12 protein-coding genes and 1 pseudogene are annotated in these 22,635 nt (G+C 41.3%); 2 read left to right on the forward strand and 11 right to left on the reverse strand.

Translation table 11 applies throughout. From position 1 onward, the window contains the following. Positions 1–91: 91 nt before the first annotated feature. The 7 genes and pseudogenes from C1A09_RS12035 to C1A09_RS12060 all read right to left on the reverse strand — a co-directional run bounded on the left by C1A09_RS12035 (position 92) and on the right by C1A09_RS12060 (position 12,234). Positions 92–1,702: a DUF4957 domain-containing protein gene (locus tag C1A09_RS12035; RefSeq protein WP_101544518.1), complete on the reverse strand. Its 1,611-nt coding sequence runs from the start codon at positions 1,700–1,702 to the stop codon at positions 92–94. Between the two features lie 33 nt (positions 1,703–1,735). Beyond that, positions 1,736–3,505: a RagB/SusD family nutrient uptake outer membrane protein gene (locus C1A09_RS12040; protein ID WP_101544520.1), complete on the reverse strand. Its 1,770-nt coding sequence runs from the start codon at positions 3,503–3,505 to the stop codon at positions 1,736–1,738. 22 nt (positions 3,506–3,527) lie between these two features. Then, positions 3,528–6,743, reverse strand: coding sequence for a SusC/RagA family TonB-linked outer membrane protein (locus tag C1A09_RS12045; RefSeq protein WP_180949220.1), 3,216 nt, complete (start codon positions 6,741–6,743; stop codon positions 3,528–3,530). Between the two features lie 245 nt (positions 6,744–6,988). Then, a complete protein-coding gene (locus tag C1A09_RS12050; RefSeq protein ID WP_101544524.1) occupies positions 6,989–7,642 on the reverse strand; it encodes an HAD family hydrolase in 654 nt (217 codons plus the stop codon). 59 nt (positions 7,643–7,701) lie between these two features. Further along, entirely contained in the window at positions 7,702–9,345 is a 1,644-nt protein-coding gene (locus C1A09_RS12055) for a glycoside hydrolase family 43 protein (RefSeq protein WP_245875025.1), read from the reverse strand. After that, positions 9,334–10,551 (reverse strand): annotated as a pseudogene (locus C1A09_RS16555) (DUF4861 domain-containing protein); the annotation flags it as partial. The pseudogene C1A09_RS16555 and the gene C1A09_RS12055, both read right to left, overlap by 12 nt. An 84-nt stretch (positions 10,552–10,635) precedes the next feature. Then, positions 10,636–12,234, reverse strand: coding sequence for a glycoside hydrolase family 28 protein (locus C1A09_RS12060; protein ID WP_101544526.1), 1,599 nt, complete (start codon positions 12,232–12,234; stop codon positions 10,636–10,638). 387 nt (positions 12,235–12,621) lie between these two features. On the opposite strand from C1A09_RS12060, the gene C1A09_RS12065 reads away from it, so the two are divergent. After that, positions 12,622–13,479: an enoyl-ACP reductase FabI gene (locus C1A09_RS12065; protein WP_101544528.1), complete on the forward strand. Its 858-nt coding sequence runs from the start codon at positions 12,622–12,624 to the stop codon at positions 13,477–13,479. After that, positions 13,479–14,183: an SAM-dependent methyltransferase gene (locus C1A09_RS12070; protein ID WP_101544530.1), complete on the forward strand. Its 705-nt coding sequence runs from the start codon at positions 13,479–13,481 to the stop codon at positions 14,181–14,183. The genes C1A09_RS12065 and C1A09_RS12070 overlap by 1 nt, the downstream gene beginning before the upstream one ends. Before the next feature lie 130 nt (positions 14,184–14,313). On the opposite strand, the gene C1A09_RS12075 is transcribed toward C1A09_RS12070, so the two are convergent. From C1A09_RS12075 to C1A09_RS12090, 4 genes are all read right to left on the reverse strand, one after another. Beyond that, complete coding sequence (locus C1A09_RS12075; protein ID WP_370738743.1) at positions 14,314–18,111, reverse strand: TIM-barrel domain-containing protein; 3,798 nt, start codon at positions 18,109–18,111, stop codon at positions 14,314–14,316. Positions 18,112–18,289: 178 nt separating this feature from the next. Beyond that, entirely contained in the window at positions 18,290–19,414 is a 1,125-nt protein-coding gene (locus C1A09_RS12080; protein ID WP_101544535.1) for an NUDIX hydrolase, read from the reverse strand. 56 nt (positions 19,415–19,470) lie between these two features. Beyond that, positions 19,471–20,340: a lipoyl synthase gene (gene lipA, locus C1A09_RS12085; protein WP_101544537.1), complete on the reverse strand. Its 870-nt coding sequence runs from the start codon at positions 20,338–20,340 to the stop codon at positions 19,471–19,473. Positions 20,341–20,365: 25 nt separating this feature from the next. Then, on the reverse strand, positions 20,366–22,579 hold the full coding sequence (locus tag C1A09_RS12090; protein ID WP_101544540.1) for a S9 family peptidase: 2,214 nt from the start codon (positions 22,577–22,579) through the stop codon (positions 20,366–20,368). Between the last annotated feature and the right edge of the window lie 56 nt (positions 22,580–22,635).

Consider the following 22,635-nt stretch of genomic DNA (forward strand, 5'->3'; position numbering starts at 1 on the left):
AATATAAGAAACATAACAACAAGGGAGGACACCGGTCAACGATGTCCTCCCTTCATTGTCTCAGAGACTTTTATGATTGGTTAGTACTATTTTATTTTAGCCATCTAGGATCGCCAACTTTATCAATGATAAGATCTTCATTGGTGATAGTGAAGTTTCCATTTGCTTCATCTTTGAATTTGGGATCAACGAACTTGGCTTCTACGCAGTTATCGTCTATAAATGCTTTAATTGTCTCATCACCACTTTTATATTGGATTATACCAGCATTTTTTGCATTATAGTAACGATTATTACTAGCTGTGATATTTTTAGCTTCAATATATTTCTGATCGTTCAGATAACCGGAGAAGTTTGTAATCAGATTACTCTTCATTGTAACTTTTGCACCTGGGTATCTAACGTACATCAAGCGTTTGAAGGTCTTACTGGCACCGACAATGGTATTGTTTTCCAGTTTAATGGTGTATTCGGTAATTTCAGGATTCCATGGCTTCTTATCTGCATCTCCGTCAATACGAATGAATTCACGCGCTTTTACTTGAGAGCAATTGTAGATAGTATTGTTAGTTATTGTTAAAGCTTTGATGGAACCTGATCTACTATCAAGAAAATCACCACCATCACAAGCTATGTCGTAGATTAGGTTATTGTTGATAGTGATGGCACTTACTGTTATAGGTTTAGCCGTATTATTAATTACGAATAAACCTTCTTTGTAACCTCTGATTTCACAAGCTTCAACCTTTACTTCTTTAGCCGTAGTTCCATCTTCATACGAGAACATTCTCTTCACCTTAGCATTGTTTCCGTCCATAATGATGTTACGCATTGTAATACCTGAACCTTCAACCATATTGAATTTACCTACCAAAATCGGTTTATCTTTAAAGCGTTCACCTATGATCTGTACTTCTTTATCAACAATAACTTCATCAATATTGTAAGTGCCAGCTTGAACCAAAATGAGATTCTTGTTTGCAGTTGCTTCTACGACTGCATCTTGCAAGGATTTTCCTTCTGGTGATACAACTATTGCGGTGGCTGGATCAATCAGCGTAGTAAATGTACGTATACCACAATTCTTTTCATTGTTGAGTAATTTAGCTGTATAACTGGTGTTACCTGCGAGTCCATTTACAGTGACATAACCGTTTTCAATATCTTGGCTTGAAATGGGTTGTTTTATGGTTTCACCCTTTTCTGGAGTTACTGTCACTTCGGTAAACGTTCTGTTTAATTCAAAGTATAGAGTAACTGATGAAGCTGTAAGATTATCTTCATCAACCTCTTTTAAAAGTTTTTCCGGATCTGTCTTGAAAAAAACACCATTCCATTTTGAGTTTTCAATCTTTTCACTTTTAGACATGATTCGGGCTGAATATTTGGTATCACCTTCTAGTCCTGTAACATCATAGGGTAATTGATCCGCTGTGATATCAGTATAGGTACGTACTGGGGTACCTTGAAATGTTAGGCTATCATTGGCATAGATTTCCAAGTCGTAGGACGATGCTTCGGAATTGACAGTCCAGTTTAAACGTACGTCAATGGTATTGTTAACCTTTGCTTCTAAACCGAATGGAGCGAATAAGTGATTATGTTCCAAATAGGTAATTTCCTCACTTTGGTCATCGCATGCTACTGTTAGGACTGTACATGCTAGTCCTAACAGGTATGTATATTTCTTGAATTTATTCATGATAATCTTTTAATGTGTATGTTCAACAATATATTAGTTGTTGGAAAGTGTACCGTTACTACTATCGACAAATGTCTGCCAGATAGGCCAGTATTGATTTTCATCAGGGTTCTTTTGATAAAGAGCATCAATTAAAGCATCAGGCAACTTCTCTGTGTTGATCCAAGTAACGTTTTCATAACCGGCAGGGGCAGTACCTGTTTCACCATGGTTTAATCCGTAGAAAAGTAAAGACTCTCCATCTGTATCAGTTTTATAGTAGAGTTTCTCAGGAAGATCATTATAAGGACTTTCACGTCTTGCCAATTTCTTCATTTTTTCTTTGGCTTCATCTAATTTTGTTTTCAACAAATTCCAGCGAATAAGATCCGCCTTTCTTAATGATTCTCCCGCAAATTCTAGTGCTCGCTGTTCAACGATTGCATTGAAGAAATCATTATGACTGGCTGTTGCTTGGTTCATGTATGCTGTTACTTTACTTGCAGGTAGAGCACGATCCAAAATGGGCTTTAAGTATTTTGCGGCATTTGCTGGATTACCATCTAATTCATTAATTGCTTCTGCCGCCATCAAGTAAACGTCTGCTAAACGCATATATTGCCAATTTACACCATCATCATTGGTGGAAGTTACGATACGGTTCATCCATTCGTATCGTAATTTTCCAAAACACCAACTTTTTAAACTACGTAGTTCTTGTTTGGCTTTTCCATCAACTAAATCTTTACCCCATTCGTAAGGTACACAAGTTATGTCACGGCGTATGTCTTGGATATCATAATCATAAAACAGATAAGGTAACGGACCATTGACACCCCCCTGAGCCTGTGACGTATATTGGTCAGCAACATTATGCTTTACACCAAATGTGTATAATACGCGACCACGTCCACTTGCAAATGGTATTTCCCAAATAGATTCTCCACCAGCTGTAGTATTGTCCTGACACAGTTTCTTGAAATTTTCTTCAAATGTTCCTAACTGACAACCACTGTTTTTGATGATATCCTCACATTCATTTTTTACGATAGTGTACATTTTATCAACACTCAATTCTGGATTAGTACTTCTACGTACACCATCTGCGCGCTGACTATATCCGGCTGCATAGAGTGCGATCCGGGCACGGAGTCCTTTTACGAAAGCTTTGTTGACACGCTCAGTACTTTTAGTAACATCTGAACCGTTTGGCCAAGGTACCATCTCAGCTGCATTGTCCAAATCGCTTAAAAGACGAAGATAGATCTCGTCTCTATCGGTTCTAGGAAGGTACACAGTTTCAGAACTATTGGGTTCAAAACGTGCGGGAACATCTCCCCAACCTTTAATCAAGTCAAGATAGAGTACAGCTCTTAAAGTAATGGCTTCACCTAAGAGTTGAGCAAAATCAGGATCTTCAAGATTTGAATGGTTTTTTAAGCCGCGTATGCATAAATTGGCACGTTCTATACCTTCATAAAATTTGGCCCAAGCATTATTGGCAGTATTCATTTGAGTATTGGATGGACGGGCTGCATATGTACATAATTCGTATTTACCATCATCTGCGATTTTTGATGCGTCCATATTATTAATCCATTCGATATCGGAATTTATTCCATAATAAGGAAGGAAACGACCACGATATGAGTTTGTCTCGCCAAAAGATTGATGAATACCCATTACGGCAGCTTCTGCCAATTCTTTTACATTGAACAAATTAGGCTCTTCCATTGCAGATTGTGCTGGAGCATCCAAATCACAGGAGGTCATTATACCTGTCAATGAAAGGGATAACAGTGATATGTATATAAATCTTTTCATATTTGTCTTTCTTTTTATTAGTTTAGAAGTTTAAGTTAACACCTATAACAAATTGGCGGCTCTTGGGATATGCAGAGTAGTCAACCCCCGGAGTCAGATTTGTTTTGCGGACAGTTGAAACTTCTGGGTCATATCCTGAGTAATCTGTAATACAGAATAAGTTGTAACCTGTTACATAGAAACGCAGATTCTGAATCTTTATTTTGTTCAACAGAGCTTTAGGTAAGGTATATCCTAATGTCAAAGTATTCAAGCGTAAGAATGATGCATCTTCAACAGCCCAATCGCTGAACACCATACGTGCGGTATAGGGTGACCACATGGTGGTGTTGGCATTCATTGCAGCTAGTTGGGCGGGATCATTACAAATTGTACCGTCAGCATTTAAATTAGTCCAACGTTTTCCATCAGCCATATCTGAAATCAAATTACGATACTGGTATTTACCGGTTTGGGTAAATTCAATTTTGTTGGCATTATATACATCGTTGCCATAACTCCAGTTGAAATTTGCACTCAAATCAAAGCCATATGCACGAGCATTGATAGTAAAACCGCCTGTATGCAGAGGATTTGCGTCCCCAATGATTTCACGGTCATCGGAAGTTACTTTGTTATCTTCACTACCGTCAAGATTTTGTAATTTCATCATACCGGGGCGTAAAGTTCCTACTACGGCAGATGCATCCACTACTCCATCTTTTAATATCCATTTTTTACTTGATGCATCGTAACCTTCAAAATCGCTTACCTCATAACGTCCAGCAGAACGGTAACCATACATTTTACCTACAGAACCTCCTTTCGCAATCCAAAAATCGTAACCAATTTCAGAAGAAGCCCAATATGTTTCTGCTCCGAAGTCGTTCATGATGCCAAGATCTTTGATTTCATTCTTGTTAAAACCAATGTTAGCGCTGAAGCTCAAACCGAAGTTTTTCTTTTCAATAGCTGTCCAGTTTAGAGTTGCTTCAATACCTTTGTTTTGAGTTTTGCCCATATTACGGTATTGGTAATCGTATCCTGTACCGGAAACTGGAAATTGGATTAACAAATCTTTAGTTGTATTTAAATAAGCTTCCACACTACCATTAAGTTTACCACCCAGGACAGTGAAATCCATGCCAATATTACGGGTAATAGTAGTTTCCCATTTCAAATCAGGATTTGGCATTGTTTTAGAAGCTGCCCAGTAGTTACTGAAACCATTAATCCATGATGTGGCTGAAGATACATAATTTAAATTCATCTGCCCCGAAGGAATATTATTGTTTCCGGCAGTACCATAGCTGAAACGGAGTTTTAAATCATCTAACCAAGATTTGGTACCTTCCATAAATCTTTCGGAAGAAATACGCCATGCAACAGCAGCAGAGGGAAAATAACCCCACTGATTACCTGAAGCAAATTTGGAAGAACCATCGGCACGAAATGTTGCGCTAACCAGATACTTGCTTTCGAAGTCATAATTTACACGACCGAAATAAGACAATAATTTATCATCTGGATTAATATAATTATCTATGGAGAAGGGTACTCCTTGTGAGGAGTATTTCCATGCATCTTGTGCTGTGAATGATTCAGGAAAACCATGTATAATATCAGTTAATACTTTAGATTTAGTTATAATCCATTCGTGACCTACCATTGCATTCAAGTGATGACTATCTCCTTTAAATAATTTGGAGAAATCGTAACTGATAGTATTGGTATTACGGAACTTATGACGGTTCGTGTTCGCAAATTGCGCAGCGGGTTTTCCTTGATTAATGTCAGATGGTACGTTTTTGATATAATAGGTAGTCAGCCCCCAATAGCGTTGGTCACTGTTGCGATAATCGTCATAACCGACTTCTGTTTTGATTTTGAAATTCTTAAAGATCTCCCAACCGAAGCTGGCTGCTACATTCAAGGTTTTACGTTCCTGTTCGCGATCATTGTCAGAGATAGCAGTTAATGGGTGATACAAGTTTCCTAAGTCATCATCAGAACTACCTGCAGAAGAATCCAGATTTGAAAGTGGAATTGGGGTATAAATTACAGAGTACTTCAAACGCTTGTCTGAGTCGTAAGTACTACTAACGTCATTTGCACCACCTCCTTTGATATCAGTATCAGAGTAACGCGCGGAGAAGTCCAGTGTTACATTCTTCACAGGTTTAGTATTTAATTTCAAACTAAAGTTGTCACGTTTGTAATTTGAGCCTTCCATGATAGCTTTATCATTCATATGGCTATAACTGAATGCATATTTGATTTTATCGCTACCACCATTGATATTTAAGTTATGATTGAATGTATGACCTGTGCGGCCAAATGTTAAATCTTGCCAGTCATTATATGGAATATTGTCATACATATCCATATCGGTATAAGCTCCAAAATATTTCTCATATGAACTCAAGTCATCTGATTTAATAAGAGCTGCCAATTCATATTGCCATTTAGCATAATCTTTTGGAGAAAGTACATCCAGAGTCTTGGCAATTTTTTTCCAGCTATAGTAAGCGTTATAACTAACGTTGACTTTTCCTTCTTTACCAGACTTCGTTGTTACCAAAATTACACCATTTGCACCACGTGAACCGTAGATAGCTGTAGAAGAGGCATCTTTCAGAACTGTGATATCTTCAATATCCGAAGCAGGAATATCGCTGATGGATTCCACAGGAAAACCGTCTACAATGAACAATGGAGTGTTATCACCTGTGATTGAACCACCACCACGTACGCGAATTTTCATTTCAGCATCTGGTGAACCTTCTGTTGTGGTAATCTGTACACCTGCCATTTTGCCGGTCAAAGCTTCTGTGGCAGAAGCCACTGGAACAGCAGCCAGTACATCGGAACTGACCGTTGCTACAGAGCCTGTCAAGTCTTTACGCTTCACAGTACCATATCCGATAACCACAACTTCTTCCAAAGCCTGTGCATCATCAGCTAAAACTACATTGATTGTTTTTTGTCCTTTTACTGCAATTTCTTGTGTGGTCATTCCCACATAAGAAATAACTAAGGTAGCATTAGAGGGAACACTGAGAGAGAAATTACCGTCGATATCGGTAATTGTACCGTTACTGGTATTACCTTTTTGTACTACGGAAGCACCAATAACGGTTTCTCCTGTTTTGTCTGTAACCGTACCCTTCACGGTTACATTCTGCGCTGATACGCTAAGCGATATCACTGCCAGTAATGATAGCAGAAATGCGCGCATGTTTTTCATTTTGTTAGACATCCTTTGCATGTTTATAAATTAAATAAGTGATTTTTTTCTTTAGTGTGTTCGTACACACTGTTAATTGTTTGATGCAAATGTATCGGAATGTAAAATATCAGTTGTGGAATATTTGTTCTTAGGCGTGTATTTTTTGTTTTCTATATGGTATTATAATGTTAAAGCCCGGTCTAATGATGTTATAAAGCAGAATATCCGGAGAAATGTATATTTTTCCCCGGATATTCCACATTAAAAAATAGTGATTATTGATTAATGAGAGACAGAATATCCCCTGCTTTGTCTACGATGTAATTCGGATGAAAGCTTTCCAGTTCAGTACGTGGACGGAAGCCCCATGTAACCCCGCAGGAGGTGACACCGGCATTGAGTGCCGTTTGCATATCTACTCCGGAATCTCCTACGTAGAGTACACTCTCTTTTTCTACTTTAGTTATAGCAAGAATATCTTCCACGATGGTCGGATCCGGTTTCACGTTCACGCCCTCCCGCTGTCCAAATACAGCGATGAAACGAATGCCGGGGAAATAGTGGGCTATCAGCTTTTCGGTGGCCGCCTGGTACTTATTGGAAGCGACGGCTATATGCAATCCTTTTGCCTGCAATTGTTCCAGCAGCCCGGAAATGCCGGGGTAGGGACGGCTCTTGTCTGCATTGTGCACATCATAATAAGGAATAAATTCTGTACGTACACGCAACACATTTTCTTCACTTTTCTCTCCTTCGGGCAGGGCACGTTCAAACAGTTTATTGATTCCGTTACCTACCATAAAATTATAGGCGGATTCTTCGTGTGTGGGATATCCCAATACATGCAGAGCATGGTTTGTACTTTGTGCCAAGTCGGCAATGGTATTCAGTAATGTACCATCTAAATCAAATATTATCAGTCTTTTCATACGTTGTTCCTATTAATTCAATGCAAATATACGCATAAAAAGTGAGATAGATACAGTACTTATTTCTTGGTAATTCTGAACCAGTCTATATCTGCCCAACCTCCATCGTTGGTGACAATGGCAGGACGGGTACAGAACATTCCCACTTTAGTTCCGATCCATTTGCCTTCTTTAGCTTGGAAGGGCTGGCCGAGTGGTTGATACTGTTTTCCGTCGAGACTATAACTGAAGTTACACATCACCATGAGATCGTGTCCTCCTTCACTGCTTTTGATATTCTTTCCATCTGTACTGAATTTCACTCTCAGATAAATCGTATTATCTGCCAAATTCACGCTTCCATTTATTTGTTCTGGTTTGCCTTTGTCGGCATTCTGACAAGAAATCTGTGAAAGAACCAGTCCTTTATCTGTATTCTCTAAGATTAACCCGGCATAGTCCATTCCCATGACAATCAGTCCGGTACGTTCACCTTTGTACTTCTGTATAGGTTTGAAGGTCAACTTCATGGTGGCCGTGAAATTACTGGAAGGGGTTTTCTGTAAAAGCAGATTAGCTACATCCCACAGGTTTTTGTATTCTTTTACTACCGGATAAGAGTATAGACGTATAACACTTCGGTCGCCTGCGCTGTATGCCCACTTCTCATTGATATTGGCATGCCATTGCCATTGCGGAGACAGCGTGTACCCGTCGAACTCGTCACTTTCCTGCGGAGTACAGATGGGATAACATTTGCCGACATCTGGTTTCTTATAGGTCAATACAGGTTCGCCACAGCCGTCACCGTCTTTATCAATACCGATAACAGGCCAGTCGTTCACCCACTTCATGGGTTGCAAGTGTACCAATCGGCCATAAGCACCTACATCTTGAAAGTGTAGAAACCAGTCTTCACCGGTTACGGTATCCACCCATGCACCTTGGTGGGGACCGTTGATCGGGCTGTTTCCCTGTGCCATCACAGTTTTCCATTCGTAAGGACCGTATACATTTTTAGAACGAAGTACTACCTGCCACCCGGTAGGTACACCACCTGCCGGATGGAAAATGTAGTAATAATCGCCCCGTTTGTAGAACTTCGGACCTTCGCAGGTTTCATGTGCCTCGTGACCATCGAAAATGATGCGTGAAGGAGTGATGGCCCGGGTTGCTTCGGCGTTCAGTTCACAGATGGCAATGACACTTTTCAGTTGTGCACGGCTACCGGCATAGGCATGTACCATGTATACTTTACCGTCTTCGTCCCAGAAGGGGCAAGTATCGATGATGCCTTTTCCCGGTTTTACTAGTACAGGTTTGGTCCACGGTCCACTCGGATCTTTGGCTTTTACCATGAAAGCACCTTGGTCGGGATCACCCCAGAAAATGTAGAACTCGCCATTATGGTGACGGATGGCCGGAGCCCATATACGATTACCGTGTTCCGGTCGTTCGGGCGTTTCGGTGGGAGTTAGTGCGTATGGTACGGCGGCACCTATGATAGTCCAATTCACAAGGTCTTTGGAATGTAGAATTTGGAGACCGGGCAGACAGTTGAAACTAGAAGAGGTTAGGTAGAAATCATCTCCTACGCGGCAGGCGTCAGGATCGGAGTAATCAGCATAGAGTACCGGATTTTTATATTTCCCGTTTCCCAAATCGGATACCCATACTTCGGATACGTAATTTTTTTCTTGGGCTGTCAGTTGCTTTACATCCACAGGGTGTTCCAACTCTTCTTTCCAATCTCGCATATAAGCAAACCAGGCTTCCGGTGTGGGATAGCCAAATGTTTCCTTGCAGGAAGTGAACATTGTATAGTGATGGAAACGGTCGTTGCCCGGTGCAGATATAGTGTAGAGAAAGTTATCTTTATCTTTCACTTCCTTACGAACGTATTTCTGCGGAATATAAGTGGCGATACCCACGGTTTCTTTGGCATATTTCACAGTATCATTTACGGGCCAGTGTCTTCCCCAGCTGCCTATCAATCCCATGTGATCGGAATCAGTGAGAGTCTCGTTACCCATAATATTTTGTACGCCGGTACAGAAAACTTCGTCTTTCAACGGTTCATCGAAGAACGTTTCTACCAATAGGTCGCGATGGCCGGCATAGAGGATATAACGGTTGGTCATATTTAACTCTCTACCCTGATAATTCCAACCCTTTACTTCTATGTCGGTTACGGTACGGACGGGACCGTATGCAAGGATACGTTCAGTGCGAAAAGCTACCGGTTCTATATGGATAGCTTTATTTCCGTCCCAGCCTTTCAGAGTACCGATGCCACAGCTGTTTCCCACCATCAGCACATCATCTCCAAAACCTCGTGCCAGTTGTTCGTCGTTGGGGTAGAATTGGCTTTCTTTGATTTCCAGTCCCTTATGGAATTTCCCATAGGGATCCACGGTCTGTTTGGCATTGAAGTATACACGGTATGCCACAAGTTCGGACTCAAACATCGGACCATGTCCGTATATCATATTATAGAAATTGGTGGTACCCGGTGCTGTGACCGACTGTATGGGAGCGTGTTTTTGTTTCATGGGCTCACGTACCAGTAGTTCGGCAAAAACACGTGTAGGATAATTTTTATCTGTCTTGGTAGAAGATAAGGTGACCGTGAGTTCTTTCTTACTCTGTGCAGGCATGTCGATGACGAATGCCAGTTCGTCGGCTTTCAGATCACCGTTCAAATCGTCCAACTGTGAAGGAACTTCTTTATTACCGTTCATTACTACAGCGGAACGTACCTGGAAACCGGGTTTCAGATCGTTGAGTTTCAGTACGACGGGGGCATCTGTTTTATCTTTGTTCCAAGTGTTACTGACTTCTATGGAAATTGTTCGGGTACTTGTTGGTGATTGTGCGGTAAGTGTACCTGTACATAGCAACAGGAAACCGGCTAAAAAGGTCGTTTTCATGACGTATTGTGTTTAATAGATGAAGATGCAAATTTAAGGTTTTTAATCTGCATTTCAAGAAAACTCTATGTTCTCTGTGATGAATTAGAAATCCAGTGTCTTGCCCTTTGCATCAATCACTGGATATTCCTTTCCTTCTACTTTCAGTTCTTTGGCGTTCTTCACCTTCAGAGTGTTTCCTTTGGTTTCAATACGGATATTCTTCAGAGTTACACCTTGCGCTTGACTGATAATGATACCTTCTTTAGCATCACTGATAATCACATCTTTCACCGTCACATTTTTGATGGGCATTTCAGGCAGGCCATTGAAGAACATGGCACGTCCCGAGCCTTTGCAGATGATGTTTGAAATATGAATGTCGCGGAATGAAGGAGTTTCAACAGTTACCGGTGGAATGGCGGCTTGCATACGGTCTTTCAGTTCTTCTTCCGTTTCTTCGCCTGCACCTTTACCACCATAGAAAAGGTCGAACAACAATGCTTCGTGAGGTATATCAATCATGTGGATATTGTGGATATAAATACCTTCTACCACACCACCACGACCACGGGTACTCTTGAAACGCAAACCTACGTCAGTACCTAGGAAGGTACAATCTGTAACGTAGATATTTTTTACACCACCGGACATTTCGCTACCTACTACGAAACCGCCATGTCCATGTAATACAGTGTTGTTCATGACGATTACGTTCTGGCAAGGTTCGCCGCGTTTGCGACCATCTTCATCTTTTCCGGATTTAATACAGATGGCATCATCGCCAGCATCAAAAATATTGTTGATAATCAGTGCATTATTGCAAGACTCAAGATCCAAGGCATCACCATTCTGAGAGTACCATGGATTGAATACTTTCACTTGGTTGATAGTGATGTGTTCACAAGACAACGGGTGCAGGCACCAACTCGGGGAGTTCTTGAAAGTGACACCTTCGAGCAGTACTTTCTTGCTCTTGACGATATTCAGTAATACCGGACGCAGCCATGGACGGATTTCATTCCATTCTTCTTCGGTTTCGATACCTTCAGGATTATTGAATTCCTTGCAAGCCAGTGCTCCTTTCAGGGAACCTGCAGTGGGATACCATACGGAATTATCTACTACACCACCTGATTTTACCAACTCGTTCCATTGTCCGGGAGTGAGTTTACTTTGTTTCACAGGGCGCCAACTGTCGCCCGAACCATCGAATACGCCATAACCTGTAATAGCAATGTTTTCAACATTCATCGCGGAGATAGGTGATTGGCAACGACGGGTTTCCAGTCCTTCAAACGAAGTTTTGATGATGGGATAGGCATTGAAATCGTCTGTAAATAGTACCAATGCATTCTTTTCGGTATGTAGGTTTACATTACTTAACAGTTGGATAGGGCCTGTCAGCCATAGTCCTTCCGGGATGACGACTTTACCGCCACCTTTGGCATTTACCGCTTTGATGGCATTGTTGATTGCTTGGGTATTCAGAGTGATGCCATCACTTTTGGCGCCGAATTCTAAAATATTGACTGTATAATCGGGGAATGAAGGTTGTTTTACCTTAGGCATATCGAAAGGAAGGTTCTTGTAGATACTTTCGTCTATCAAACTTCCGTTTTGCGCAAATACTGCATGTTGTATGGGTAACAGTGGCAGGGAAAAAACGATGAGCGCAACCAGTTTTTTTATAAATGTGTTCATTCGTGATACTATATTAATTACAAGTTATTAATTACAAATTACGGGTTAATTAAGGAAAGGCGTTTTCATCATATTCGGGGTTATTGACTTTCAACTATTCACTCTCTGCTTACCACTTTTTTATTATTCTCCCGTAAGCGACTCTCACGAGCAACTTACGAAAGAATTAATAAATAATTCATGTTAACCTAATTCTAACCTTAAATAAATATTATGAAAAAACCTCTTAATTACTGATTGCAAATGTATCGGGCTTTGAATGAAACTATGTGTACTTATTGTTGGTTTTGGTGTATTTTTTGAGGTTTTGGCCTTTTCTTTGCACACTTTCAGGGCTTTTATGCAGAAACTTCGTATCTTTGTGCCGAATTTTAGTAAATAATAGGTATGAGTTACAATTTGTTGAAAGGAAAAAGAGGCATTATATTCGGTGCTCTGAATGAGCAGTCCATTGCCTGGAAAGTAGCAGAAAAAGCAGTAGAAGAAGGTGCGACTATCACCTTATCCAATACACCGGTCGCTGTGCGTATGGGTGAAGTATCGGCTCTTGCCGAGAAACTGAATTGTGAAGTGATTGCGGCTGATGCTACAAGTGTAGAAGATTTGGAAAACGTCTTCAAACGTTCTATGGAAGTGTTGGGTGGTCAGATTGACTTTGTGCTTCACTCCATCGGTATGTCTCCCAATGTACGTAAAAAACGTACTTACGATGATCTTGATTATGACATGTTGGACAAGACGTTGGATATTTCGGCTATCTCTTTCCATAAAATGATACAGGCTGCCAAGAAGATGAACGCTATTGCTGAATATGGTTCGATTTTGGCTTTGAGTTATGTGGCTGCGCAACGTACGTTCTACGGTTACAATGATATGGCGGATGCTAAGGCTTTGTTGGAATCAATCGCTCGTAGTTTCGGTTACATTTACGGTCGCGAACATAATGTACGCGTCAATACTATTTCCCAGTCTCCTACAATGACTACTGCCGGTTCCGGAGTGAAGGGGATGGATAAGTTGTTCGACTTTGCTAATCGTATGTCTCCACTGGGTAATGCTTCGGCTGACGAATGTGCAGACTATTGTATCGTTATGTTTTCTGATCTCACCCGTAAGGTTACCATGCAGAATTTGTATCATGATGGTGGTTTCTCCAGTGTCGGTATGAGCCTTCGTGCTATGGCTACTTATGAAAAGGGGCTGGATGAGTACAAGGACGAGAATGGAAATATCATTTACGGATAATGGAATCTGCTCTTTATCTTTTACCCGTTACTTTGGGTGATACTCCTGTTGAGACGGTCTTACCTTCTTATAATAAGGAGATCATTTCAGGTATCCGCCATTTTATAGTGGAGGATGTGCGTTCGGCACGTCGTTTTCTGAAAAAGGTGGATAGGGAGATAGATATAGATACGCTTACTTTTTACACGTTGAACAAGCATACCTCGCCTGAGGATATCTCCGGATATTTGAAACCTCTTGAAACGGGAAACCCGATGGGGGTGATATCTGAAGCCGGTTGTCCGGCTGTGGCCGATCCGGGAGCGGATGTGGTTGCTATCGCTCAACGTAAAAACCTGAAAGTGGTTCCTTTGGTGGGACCTTCTTCCATTATTATGTCTGTCATGGGGTCGGGTTTCAACGGGCAAAGTTTTGCATTCAACGGTTATTTGCCGATTGAACCTGGTGAACGTGCCAAGAAGTTGAAAATGCTCGAACAGCGTGTGTATGCCGAGAGTCAGACTCAACTTTTCATTGAAACCCCTTATCGAAATAATAAGATGGTAGAGGATATTCTGCATAATTGCCGTCCGCAAACCAAACTTTGTATTGCGGCAAATATTACTTGCGAAGGAGAGTATATCAAAACCAAGACTGTAAAAGAATGGCAAGGGAAAGTGCCCGACCTTTCTAAAATACCTTGTATTTTTCTACTGTATAGGTAGGAGTGAAAGAAGGAATAAAAAAACGAAGGTGTATCAAAAACAAAAAAACACTTACTGTTTGTTTTTGATACACCTTCGTTTTTTTATTTATGTACCGATAAGAGAGAAAACTCTCTTATCGGTATGACATTTAGAACTTACATACATTCAGTAACTTATCTACCAGATATCCGTCTGTTATCTTCAAGTTGAAAGTCACATTCCGTTTAGCTTTGAGTTTTAGAATGAACAAGTCACCGTCACCTTCCAATGCTTTACGCTCTCCGATGTTTACGAACGTAGGATACAGCGATTTCGTTCCGTTGGTATGGAGTCTGTCATTAGTCAGGTTCTCCATTTCTTTCATGGCTATCGGCTGTACGCTCACAAACTCATAATCGGCAGGATTGTAAGGTAAAGCAAAACTGAGAGCATTTACGAAACGTAGTCCGGAACCTTTTACCAATACTTCTACTATTTCGTCTTTGGCATAAGTACGTTTCGGCGTACTTATGTTGAGACTACCTTCTACTTTTTCACCTCTGACACCGTCGGCACCACCTTCAAGCTGAGTGGCTACGACAGAAATATCATAGGCGTCTATCAGACCGTTACGGTTCAAATCGCCGTTGCTGATGTATCCTTCAAAGTCGGCATCGCCACGTCTCAGGCCGGTATAGTTGGTGTACGAGGTCAGATCGTTTTCATCAATCAATTTGTCGTTATTAATATCGCCCGGCAAGTAACTTTCTGTTCCCGGTACTTTGAATACGTAAATCTCTTGACCGGAACCATAGTTGCCAACGGCTTCAGTGATACTCATCTTGATGTAGCGTGCAGTTGGTGCTTGGGTAAATGTAAATACCTTCACTTCATTGTTACGTTTCCATTCGAACGCTCCTGCTTCAGTCCAGTTCTCTTTATCCATACTGTAGTAAACAGTACCTTTCAGGATTGTTCCGTTTCCTGCATTTTCACGCGGAAGATAGTGGAACTTCTCAACTTGATTGATTGATTTCAAATCCATAACCAGATCGAACGGTACAGCTTTTTCATTATACTTGGTATGCCACAATTCACCTTCTTCAAAGTCGAACAAGCGGCGGAGTGAACGGCCTTGGTTGGCAGCGGTAGTTTCACCCGTAATGCCATGGAGGGCAAATTCCAACGGATCTTTCTTGGTAGTAGCACTGAATGTTGACCAATCGGAATATCCATCCTTATTCACTGCACGTATTTTGAAGTCGTATGTAGTTTCCACTTTCAGTCCTTCAAACAACAATTCCGTATCCTTGATGGTACTATAGTTCATACCGTCGAACTCTATCTCGTAATAGTCGGCATTGTCTATCTTGTTCCAGGTAGGTTTCAGAGTATAAGCAGCTGTATTCTCTTCACTTACCTTAGCCTTAGGAGCGGTCAGAGAGCCGGTACTTGTCTTGGTGTTGTCAGTCGGAGCAAACACAAACCCATCAATCTTCAATGTTGTACGATTTACAGTGATGTCCGTAGCAGCCAACTTGACGAGTAGCTGTGGGTTCTTAATGATAACTTCTTTCTCAAACTCGCTACCTTTGGTAGCAAATTTGTTCAAATTAGGTTGAGCGTCATAGAAATAGACGTTTTCTTTTTGGAGGAACTCATCCATACTTTTGGCTTCGGTAAGTTTCAACTTGTTCTTACCGATGGTTGCCGAAACCTTCTTGGGCCTTTGGGTCACATTGACTTTGAACTCGGTAACTTTCTCTTTTACAAAGCCGTTGAAATCACCCTGAGTCGGTTGAATAGTAATTGTAACATCACCTTTCGGACCAACGGCAGACTCTATCAAAGTGCTTGCACCCTTACCTGCACGATATTCTTCAGTGATACCGTCATCGTCATATTCAGTAAATGTGCTTTGTCCGTATGGATAGAGTTCGTATATACGCAGGTTTTTGGCTGTTTCATTGACGTTATTGTTGGGGGACGTCATGGGTATGATTGCCCCGTTTTTCACGAATACGGGGAGTTTCCAAAGCGGTGAAGTAAAGTTGTTGATGATACGTCCACCCTGATATAATTCACCGGAGAAATAATCTACCCATTCACCTTCGGGCAAGTAAATACCGTTGCGGATATCGTTGCCTTGTGCATCAGCTTTGGTAGCCTGATAAATAGGAGCTATCAAGAAATATGGGCCATATAGGAACTGATATTGCGTTGCTTTCCCCAACGTATAAGGATTAGGATATTCAAGGAACATAGCTCTAATCATTGGCAGACCGTCAACAGCCTCTTTTGCTATACTGTATGTATATGGCATGATTTCCGATTTCATTTTCAGATACCAGCGGTTGATGGAAGTAACAGGTTCACCCAGTGCATGAGGATACTTCTCATTAGCTCCCCAACCATCCATATTCAGTTGCATAGGGGTAAAGGTTTTCCATTGGAAATCTCTGGTATTTACTATTGGATTTTTTCCACCGAAAATACCATCCATATCAGAGCAGATATTAGGATTACCCGATAATCCCGAACCTATATAAGTCGGAATGTGAAAACGTATATATTCCCAAACGCCACCGGTTTGGTCGCCCGACCATATACCTGCATAGCGCTGTGTACCTGCCCAGCCATCGAGAGAAATGATGAAAGGACGAGCGTCGTTACCATAGTAGGTCATGATTTGTGCCACGTCTGTAATACCATTCAGTCCGAAGGAGTATCCGGATCCCACCCATGCTACGTCCGTTTTCAATACACGTACACCGGCATCACGTACCTCTTTCACGATATCTCTTTGCAACAAAGCGCTGATACCTGCTTTAGGATGTAAGTCAGATTGAGTCCACAAACCGATTTCTACACCATTCTTATGAGCATATCCTGCCAGTTCTTTCAGGTTTTGTATGTTTCCATCCAGTGTTTCCGTCTGACCATAACCGGCTCCATAACCATCGTTAGGTAAGAGCCAGCCCAGAGGCATATCATGGTTCTTATAGCGGTCTATCACGGCACGTGCCGAGAATTGATAATTATTTTTTTCTCCATTCAGCGATTCTTTGATACCACCGTTGTCCTTCTGACTTTCTTTATAACGTTTTCCGTCTTCAAATAGAATTCCGTTCTCGTCTTCTTTCCAGTAGTCACGGTTATAGGCATTCAGGTGCCCTTGATAGAAACCGAATTTCGGAAGCAATACAGGGTTGCCGGTCAGTTGATAGAAATCATTCAGTAAAGGTACGGCACCTTCATTAACCATGACAAAGATATCCAGATAGTTTGTCTGATGAAATAGTTTCACAATATTCTTTTCTTCTCTTCCGAAGTCATAAACTCCTCTTTTGAAGGTGTGCCACATCAAGCCATAACCATTCGTTGACCAATAGAATGGATTAGGAGATGCTACACCTCCGTCTGTCCAGCTGTTTTGGTTTTCAATGGATATGGTTTTACCTTTATGTGAGAATCGCCCGTTCTGTACACCACCTCCATAGAAATACTCCTGTGGATGTTCTTTAAATTTCAAGGTGACTCTTTCTTTATCGAAAATAATAGGCTCTGCTTCTTCCAGTACGGTAGCGCCGGTTGTCAGATTGATGACCTTCATCAATGCGGTGCTCTTGTTTAATTGTACTTCAATCTTTCCGGTAATAATGGATACGGAACCATCGCTGTTTTTAATATCCAGTTGGGATACATTTTTGCGGGGTTGGCTTACCAAAATTTTAGCTTCAGGCTTGGCTTCCGGGTCACGGAGTATGCCACCTGTATTGTCCTGGAAGATTCTGAAGATGTTTTCTCCATAGAAATCAAGAGTCATACGCTGTTGATTGGCGAATAATACTTCTACTGTGGTAGGGTTGATTTTCGTTACGCTAAGGATTTGGCTTTGTTGCTGGGCAACTTCCGCATGGATTTTTTCTCTACCTGCAGCATTTACAACTGGGCACGACAGTACCATTGATAGGAGGAAGGTATATGATAATGCCTTCAGTCTCCTATAGTGACCAAATGATTTGTTCATGTTTTTTTTCTAAAAATTTATATATAAGGTTATGTGTGCAAAGATATTGGGATTTTTAAACCAGCCCAAATTGTAGCTATGTTTTTTTATGTTTTCTTTTTAGTAAGCTGTATATTTATCCATTAGTGTCTTTATATTCTTCTCTTATGTTAATAATAGCTTTAATATGTTCGAATTCATATTCAAAACAGCTACTGAAGAAATTACGGTATAAATTATGTTCTATCTGCTGGAAAGTCCAAAGTTTTCCACCTTTAAAGTTTTTATTACATAATATAGAATCATTATCCAAATCGAGGGTAAAGAGATAAATCAGTCGGTTAGTGACTTCATTTTCGAAGGGATACATCAGGTTGAAGTGCAAATTTTGGCGCGGAGCCGTGGGAAGTGTTTGCTGTAACATTCTTTCAACACCTTGTTCCAATGTTTCACCATAAAGGAGATAACTCTCCATGAGTAAATCTATTCTTCCTTTCTCAAGCGAGGAACATTGTGGGCGTGGCAGAAGATACAACATGCCATGTGAAGTTACTGCAATACGGATAACCGGGTTTATATAGCCATTTTTATGGTTTATGGCTTCAGAGGCTATTGCTTTTCCCAAGACATTTCCTTTTTTGTCGACTATCGGTACAAAAACCGTGTATCTCATTACCTTATTGAAATAGTAGATACCGAATTGGTTGAACAGGATACTTAAAATGAATACACAAGGAGGAATGATGTGGAATAATATATAGCGGAGGGTATCTCCCATCGGGTGACTTATCAAAACAGAGATAATGATGATAAAAAAATGCAGGGAACTGATAATCAGTAATACACGTGCTGAAACAATTGCGGCTTCGGCTCCTTGGGCAAAAAACTGCTTGCAACATTTATGGGTTTGTGAGGCATGATAGTTCAGAAAACGTTTCCGGTTGAGAAAGATAACCAGTGGTGGAATAATGGCGCTGATTTCCAAAGTAAACGGAGACATTTCCTTAGGGCAATAATTCGGAATAATAAAAGTCGTTATAGTCAGCAACAATAACATTCCGGTTGTACTGTAAAGAATGATTTTAGGAACATGTATACTTTTACTTGTCCAGATAGTGAAACTGTAGAATATTCCCACACCGGTACCGGTGTAGATTGCTATGTCTTGATCTATGAATTCGCATAGTAAAATGGATATAATAACAGGAATATATCCTAATGACATATTGAATTGAGATGATAGAACTCTTTGCCGACCCATTATTGTATTATTTTGTCGTTTTCTCTAATTAACAATCAGCTATAGCTAAATGTTCTTTATTTCATCTTTTTTTGTATGTAAATGGTTGATTTATCGGCATGATAGGAAGAACGGACCAGCGGGGCACTTTCTACCTGTACAAATCCTTTTTCTAATCCAATCTGTTTGTAAATGTTAAATTGAGTGGGAGTCACATACTCTGCCACAGGATAGTGTTTGTGTGTAGGTTGCAGATATTGTCCGATTGTCAGAATGTGGCAACCCACTTGGCGTAAATCATTCATCAGTTCTTCTACTTCCGTCGGGGTTTCTCCCAGTCCGACCATAATGCCCGATTTGGTCGTAGTACCGCTTTCTGCAATTTGGCGTAGCACTTCAAGGCTTGTTTCATAACGGGCGGCACTGCGCACCAACGGACTGATACGTTTTACGGTTTCCATGTTGTGGGAGATAATTTCCGGCCGGGCGTCGATCACTTGTGCAACAAGCTCATGTCGTCCCTGGAAATCGGGTATCAACACTTCTACGGTAGTTTCCGGATTGAGGCGTTTGATTTCGCGGATGGTTTGCGTCCAATGTGTAGCACCGAGGTCAGGCAGGTCATCCCTGTCTACTGAGGTGATGACTGCATGCGAGAGTTTCATTAAAGCGATGGACTCTGCTACGTGGGTAGGTTCTTGCGGATCGAGCGGCAGGGGTTTCCCGGTTTGTGTATTGCAGAACTTGCAACAGCGGGTGCAAATATTGCCGCCAATCATAAAAGTGGCAGTACCTCTGCTCCAGCACTCCCCCATATTGGGGCAGCGTCCGCTGCTGCAAATAGTATGCAGGCAGTGCGATTCTACAATACGCTTAGTTTCGGTATAACGTTCGTTCGCTCCGATACTTATTTTAAGCCATTCCGGTTTAGGCACTCTGTTTGTCATAGTGATATCAGATAAATGGAAACTGTCATTTTAATTCCCTGTCAAAGAAATTTGTTAATTTCGTATACAGGTGCAAGCGTGTATTACCCCCATAAATACTGTGGTTACGGTTCGTATACACTTGCATATCGAATTGCTTTCCAAGTTGTACCAGATGTTCTGCATATTCCGCGCAATTCTGGAAGTGTACATTGTCATCAGCCATTCCATGAACTAATAGCAGGTTACCATTCAACTTATGGGCACGGTTGAAAGCGGAAGCAGCTTTGTATCCTTCTGCATTTTCTTTCGGAGTACGCATAAAGCGTTCCCCGTATACCGTATCATAATAATTCCAGTCCGTAACGGCGGCAACGGCTACTCCGGCTTTAAATACCGGTGTACCTTCACTCATGCTCATGATAGTCATATATCCGCCAAAGCTCCATCCCCAGATGCCGATGCGATTTTTGTCTACATAAGGCAGACCTCCCAGATAAAGAGCTGTTTCTACCTGGTCTTTGGCTTCTTTCACGCCAAGGTTCAGATAGGTGCATTTAGCAAATTCTGCACCGCGTCCACCTGTTCCTCGTCCGTCTACACAAACCACAATATAACCCTGCGATGCCATATATGTTTCCCAGCTGACGCCGAATTTGTCAAGTACCTGCTGTGATCCCGGGCCACTATATTGGAACATGATGACCGGATACTTCTTATTGGCCGAGAAATCAGTCGGTTTCATCATCCAGCCATTCAGCTTAGTACCCTCTGAGGTCTGGAAATTGAAGAATTCTTTTTTCGGCATGGCATATCCGTCAATTCTCTGTTTCAGGGCGGCATTATCGACTAGAGTAGTCAATGTCTTACCTGTATTGTCGTTCAGCGTGATAACAGTAGGTGTATCCACACTGGAGTAGCGGTTCATAAAATACTTCATGTCCGTACTGAATTGCGCGCTATTCGTTCCTGTCTTGTCGGACAACTTGCTTTTCTTTCCTTTACGGTCAATCTTGTACACAGCACTACGCATAGGGCTTTCTTCGTTGCTGGTGTAATAAAAACTACCATCCTCAGGGTCATAACCCAGAAAATCCTGCACCTCATACGAGCCGGAAGTTACCTGTTTCAACAGATTACCGCTGATACTGTACCAATACAAATGATTGTATCCGCTCTTTTCGCTCATAAAACTGAAATTCTCAGGATAGAAGATAATATTGTCGAACACATTCTCCCGGATGTATGTATCGCTTTCGTCGCGCAAAGCCAGTTTGCAAACGGTGCTGCGAGGGTCGGCAAGATACAGGTCGAATCGGTTTTGATGGCGGTTCAAGGTCATGATAGCCAGTTTATTCTCGTCTTGCGTAAAGCGGATACGAGGAATATATCCGTCTTCATCCAGCGGAACATTTATTTTACGGGTCACTTTAGACTTGATATCGAAAGTATGAACAGATACTTTAGAATTGACTTCGCCCGTTTTGGGATATTTATAGGTATATTCTCCCGGATATTTTTCATAAAGAGCAATGTGAGGTTTTTCTCCGGCAAAAACGGGGAAAGAGTAGGAAGGCACTTCGCGCTCATCGAAACGGATGAATGCCAGCATCTTACTGTCGGGACTGAACTCCAAAGCACGATTGAAAGAGAATTCCTCCTCGTATACCCAGTCGGGAATTCCGTTCAAGACTTCATTACGTTTACCGTCTTCCGTAACTTGGCTTTCACTGTTGCCATAAAGCAGTTTCACGAGAAAAATATTGTTATCGCGTACAAAAGCTACCTGATTGCCATCCGGCGAAAAAACAGGTACCTGCTGCGGTCCTCCGTCAGAGAGTTTTTCTACGACATTATTGATTTTTCCGTCCAGATTACGTTTTAGGCTATATATGTAATGTACAGCTGTATATGAACGACGGTAAATAGGAGTCGTTTCCGTGGCGATGAGCAGTTTGCTGCCATCGGGAGAGAAACTGTAACTGTCGAATTTCTTGAATGGACACTCACGGGCGGTGGTAGCGTCAAAAAGTACCTCTACCGGTTTACCGGTCTTGAAAGAATATTTGATAATCTGTGTCCGGTCGGCATTTATTTGGGAATAATGCTCACCGTCTCCCGGAATGGGAATAACACCGGAAATATTTTCAGGAGAGAATTTACCGGATACGATTTCTTTTAAGTCGAGTGGTTTGCCACCTTGCGCAAAACCGGTCAAGGCGTAGAAGCATAAAAGAAGTACAATACTTATCTTTTTCATATCATAGTTTTTTTATATTATTCAAACGGTTGATAATTCGGAACAAATATACGATA

The organism is Bacteroides cutis (genome assembly GCF_900241005.1).
GTDB lineage: Bacteria > Bacteroidota > Bacteroidia > Bacteroidales > Bacteroidaceae > Bacteroides > Bacteroides cutis.

What these genes read in the sequence shown, in the direction of transcription:
- C1A09_RS12035 (WP_101544518.1), bottom strand. Translation starts at nt 1,702, where the DNA reads ATGAATAAATTCAAGAAATATACATACCTGTTAGGACTAGCATGTACA.
- C1A09_RS12040 (WP_101544520.1), bottom strand. Translation starts at nt 3,505, where the DNA reads ATGAAAAGATTTATATACATATCACTGTTATCCCTTTCATTGACAGGT.
- C1A09_RS12045 (WP_180949220.1), bottom strand. Translation starts at nt 6,743, where the DNA reads ATGTCTAACAAAATGAAAAACATGCGCGCATTTCTGCTATCATTACTG.
- C1A09_RS12050 (WP_101544524.1), bottom strand. Translation starts at nt 7,642, where the DNA reads ATGAAAAGACTGATAATATTTGATTTAGATGGTACATTACTGAATACC.
- C1A09_RS12060 (WP_101544526.1), bottom strand. Translation starts at nt 12,234, where the DNA reads ATGAACACATTTATAAAAAAACTGGTTGCGCTCATCGTTTTTTCCCTG.
- C1A09_RS12065 (WP_101544528.1), top strand. Translation starts at nt 12,622, where the DNA reads ATGAGTTACAATTTGTTGAAAGGAAAAAGAGGCATTATATTCGGTGCT.
- C1A09_RS12070 (WP_101544530.1), top strand. Translation starts at nt 13,479, where the DNA reads ATGGAATCTGCTCTTTATCTTTTACCCGTTACTTTGGGTGATACTCCT.
- C1A09_RS12075 (WP_370738743.1), bottom strand. Translation starts at nt 18,111, where the DNA reads ATGGTACTGTCGTGCCCAGTTGTAAATGCTGCAGGTAGAGAAAAAATC.
- C1A09_RS12080 (WP_101544535.1), bottom strand. Translation starts at nt 19,414, where the DNA reads ATGGGTCGGCAAAGAGTTCTATCATCTCAATTCAATATGTCATTAGGA.
- lipA (WP_101544537.1), bottom strand. Translation starts at nt 20,340, where the DNA reads ATGACAAACAGAGTGCCTAAACCGGAATGGCTTAAAATAAGTATCGGA.
- C1A09_RS12090 (WP_101544540.1), bottom strand. Translation starts at nt 22,579, where the DNA reads ATGAAAAAGATAAGTATTGTACTTCTTTTATGCTTCTACGCCTTGACC.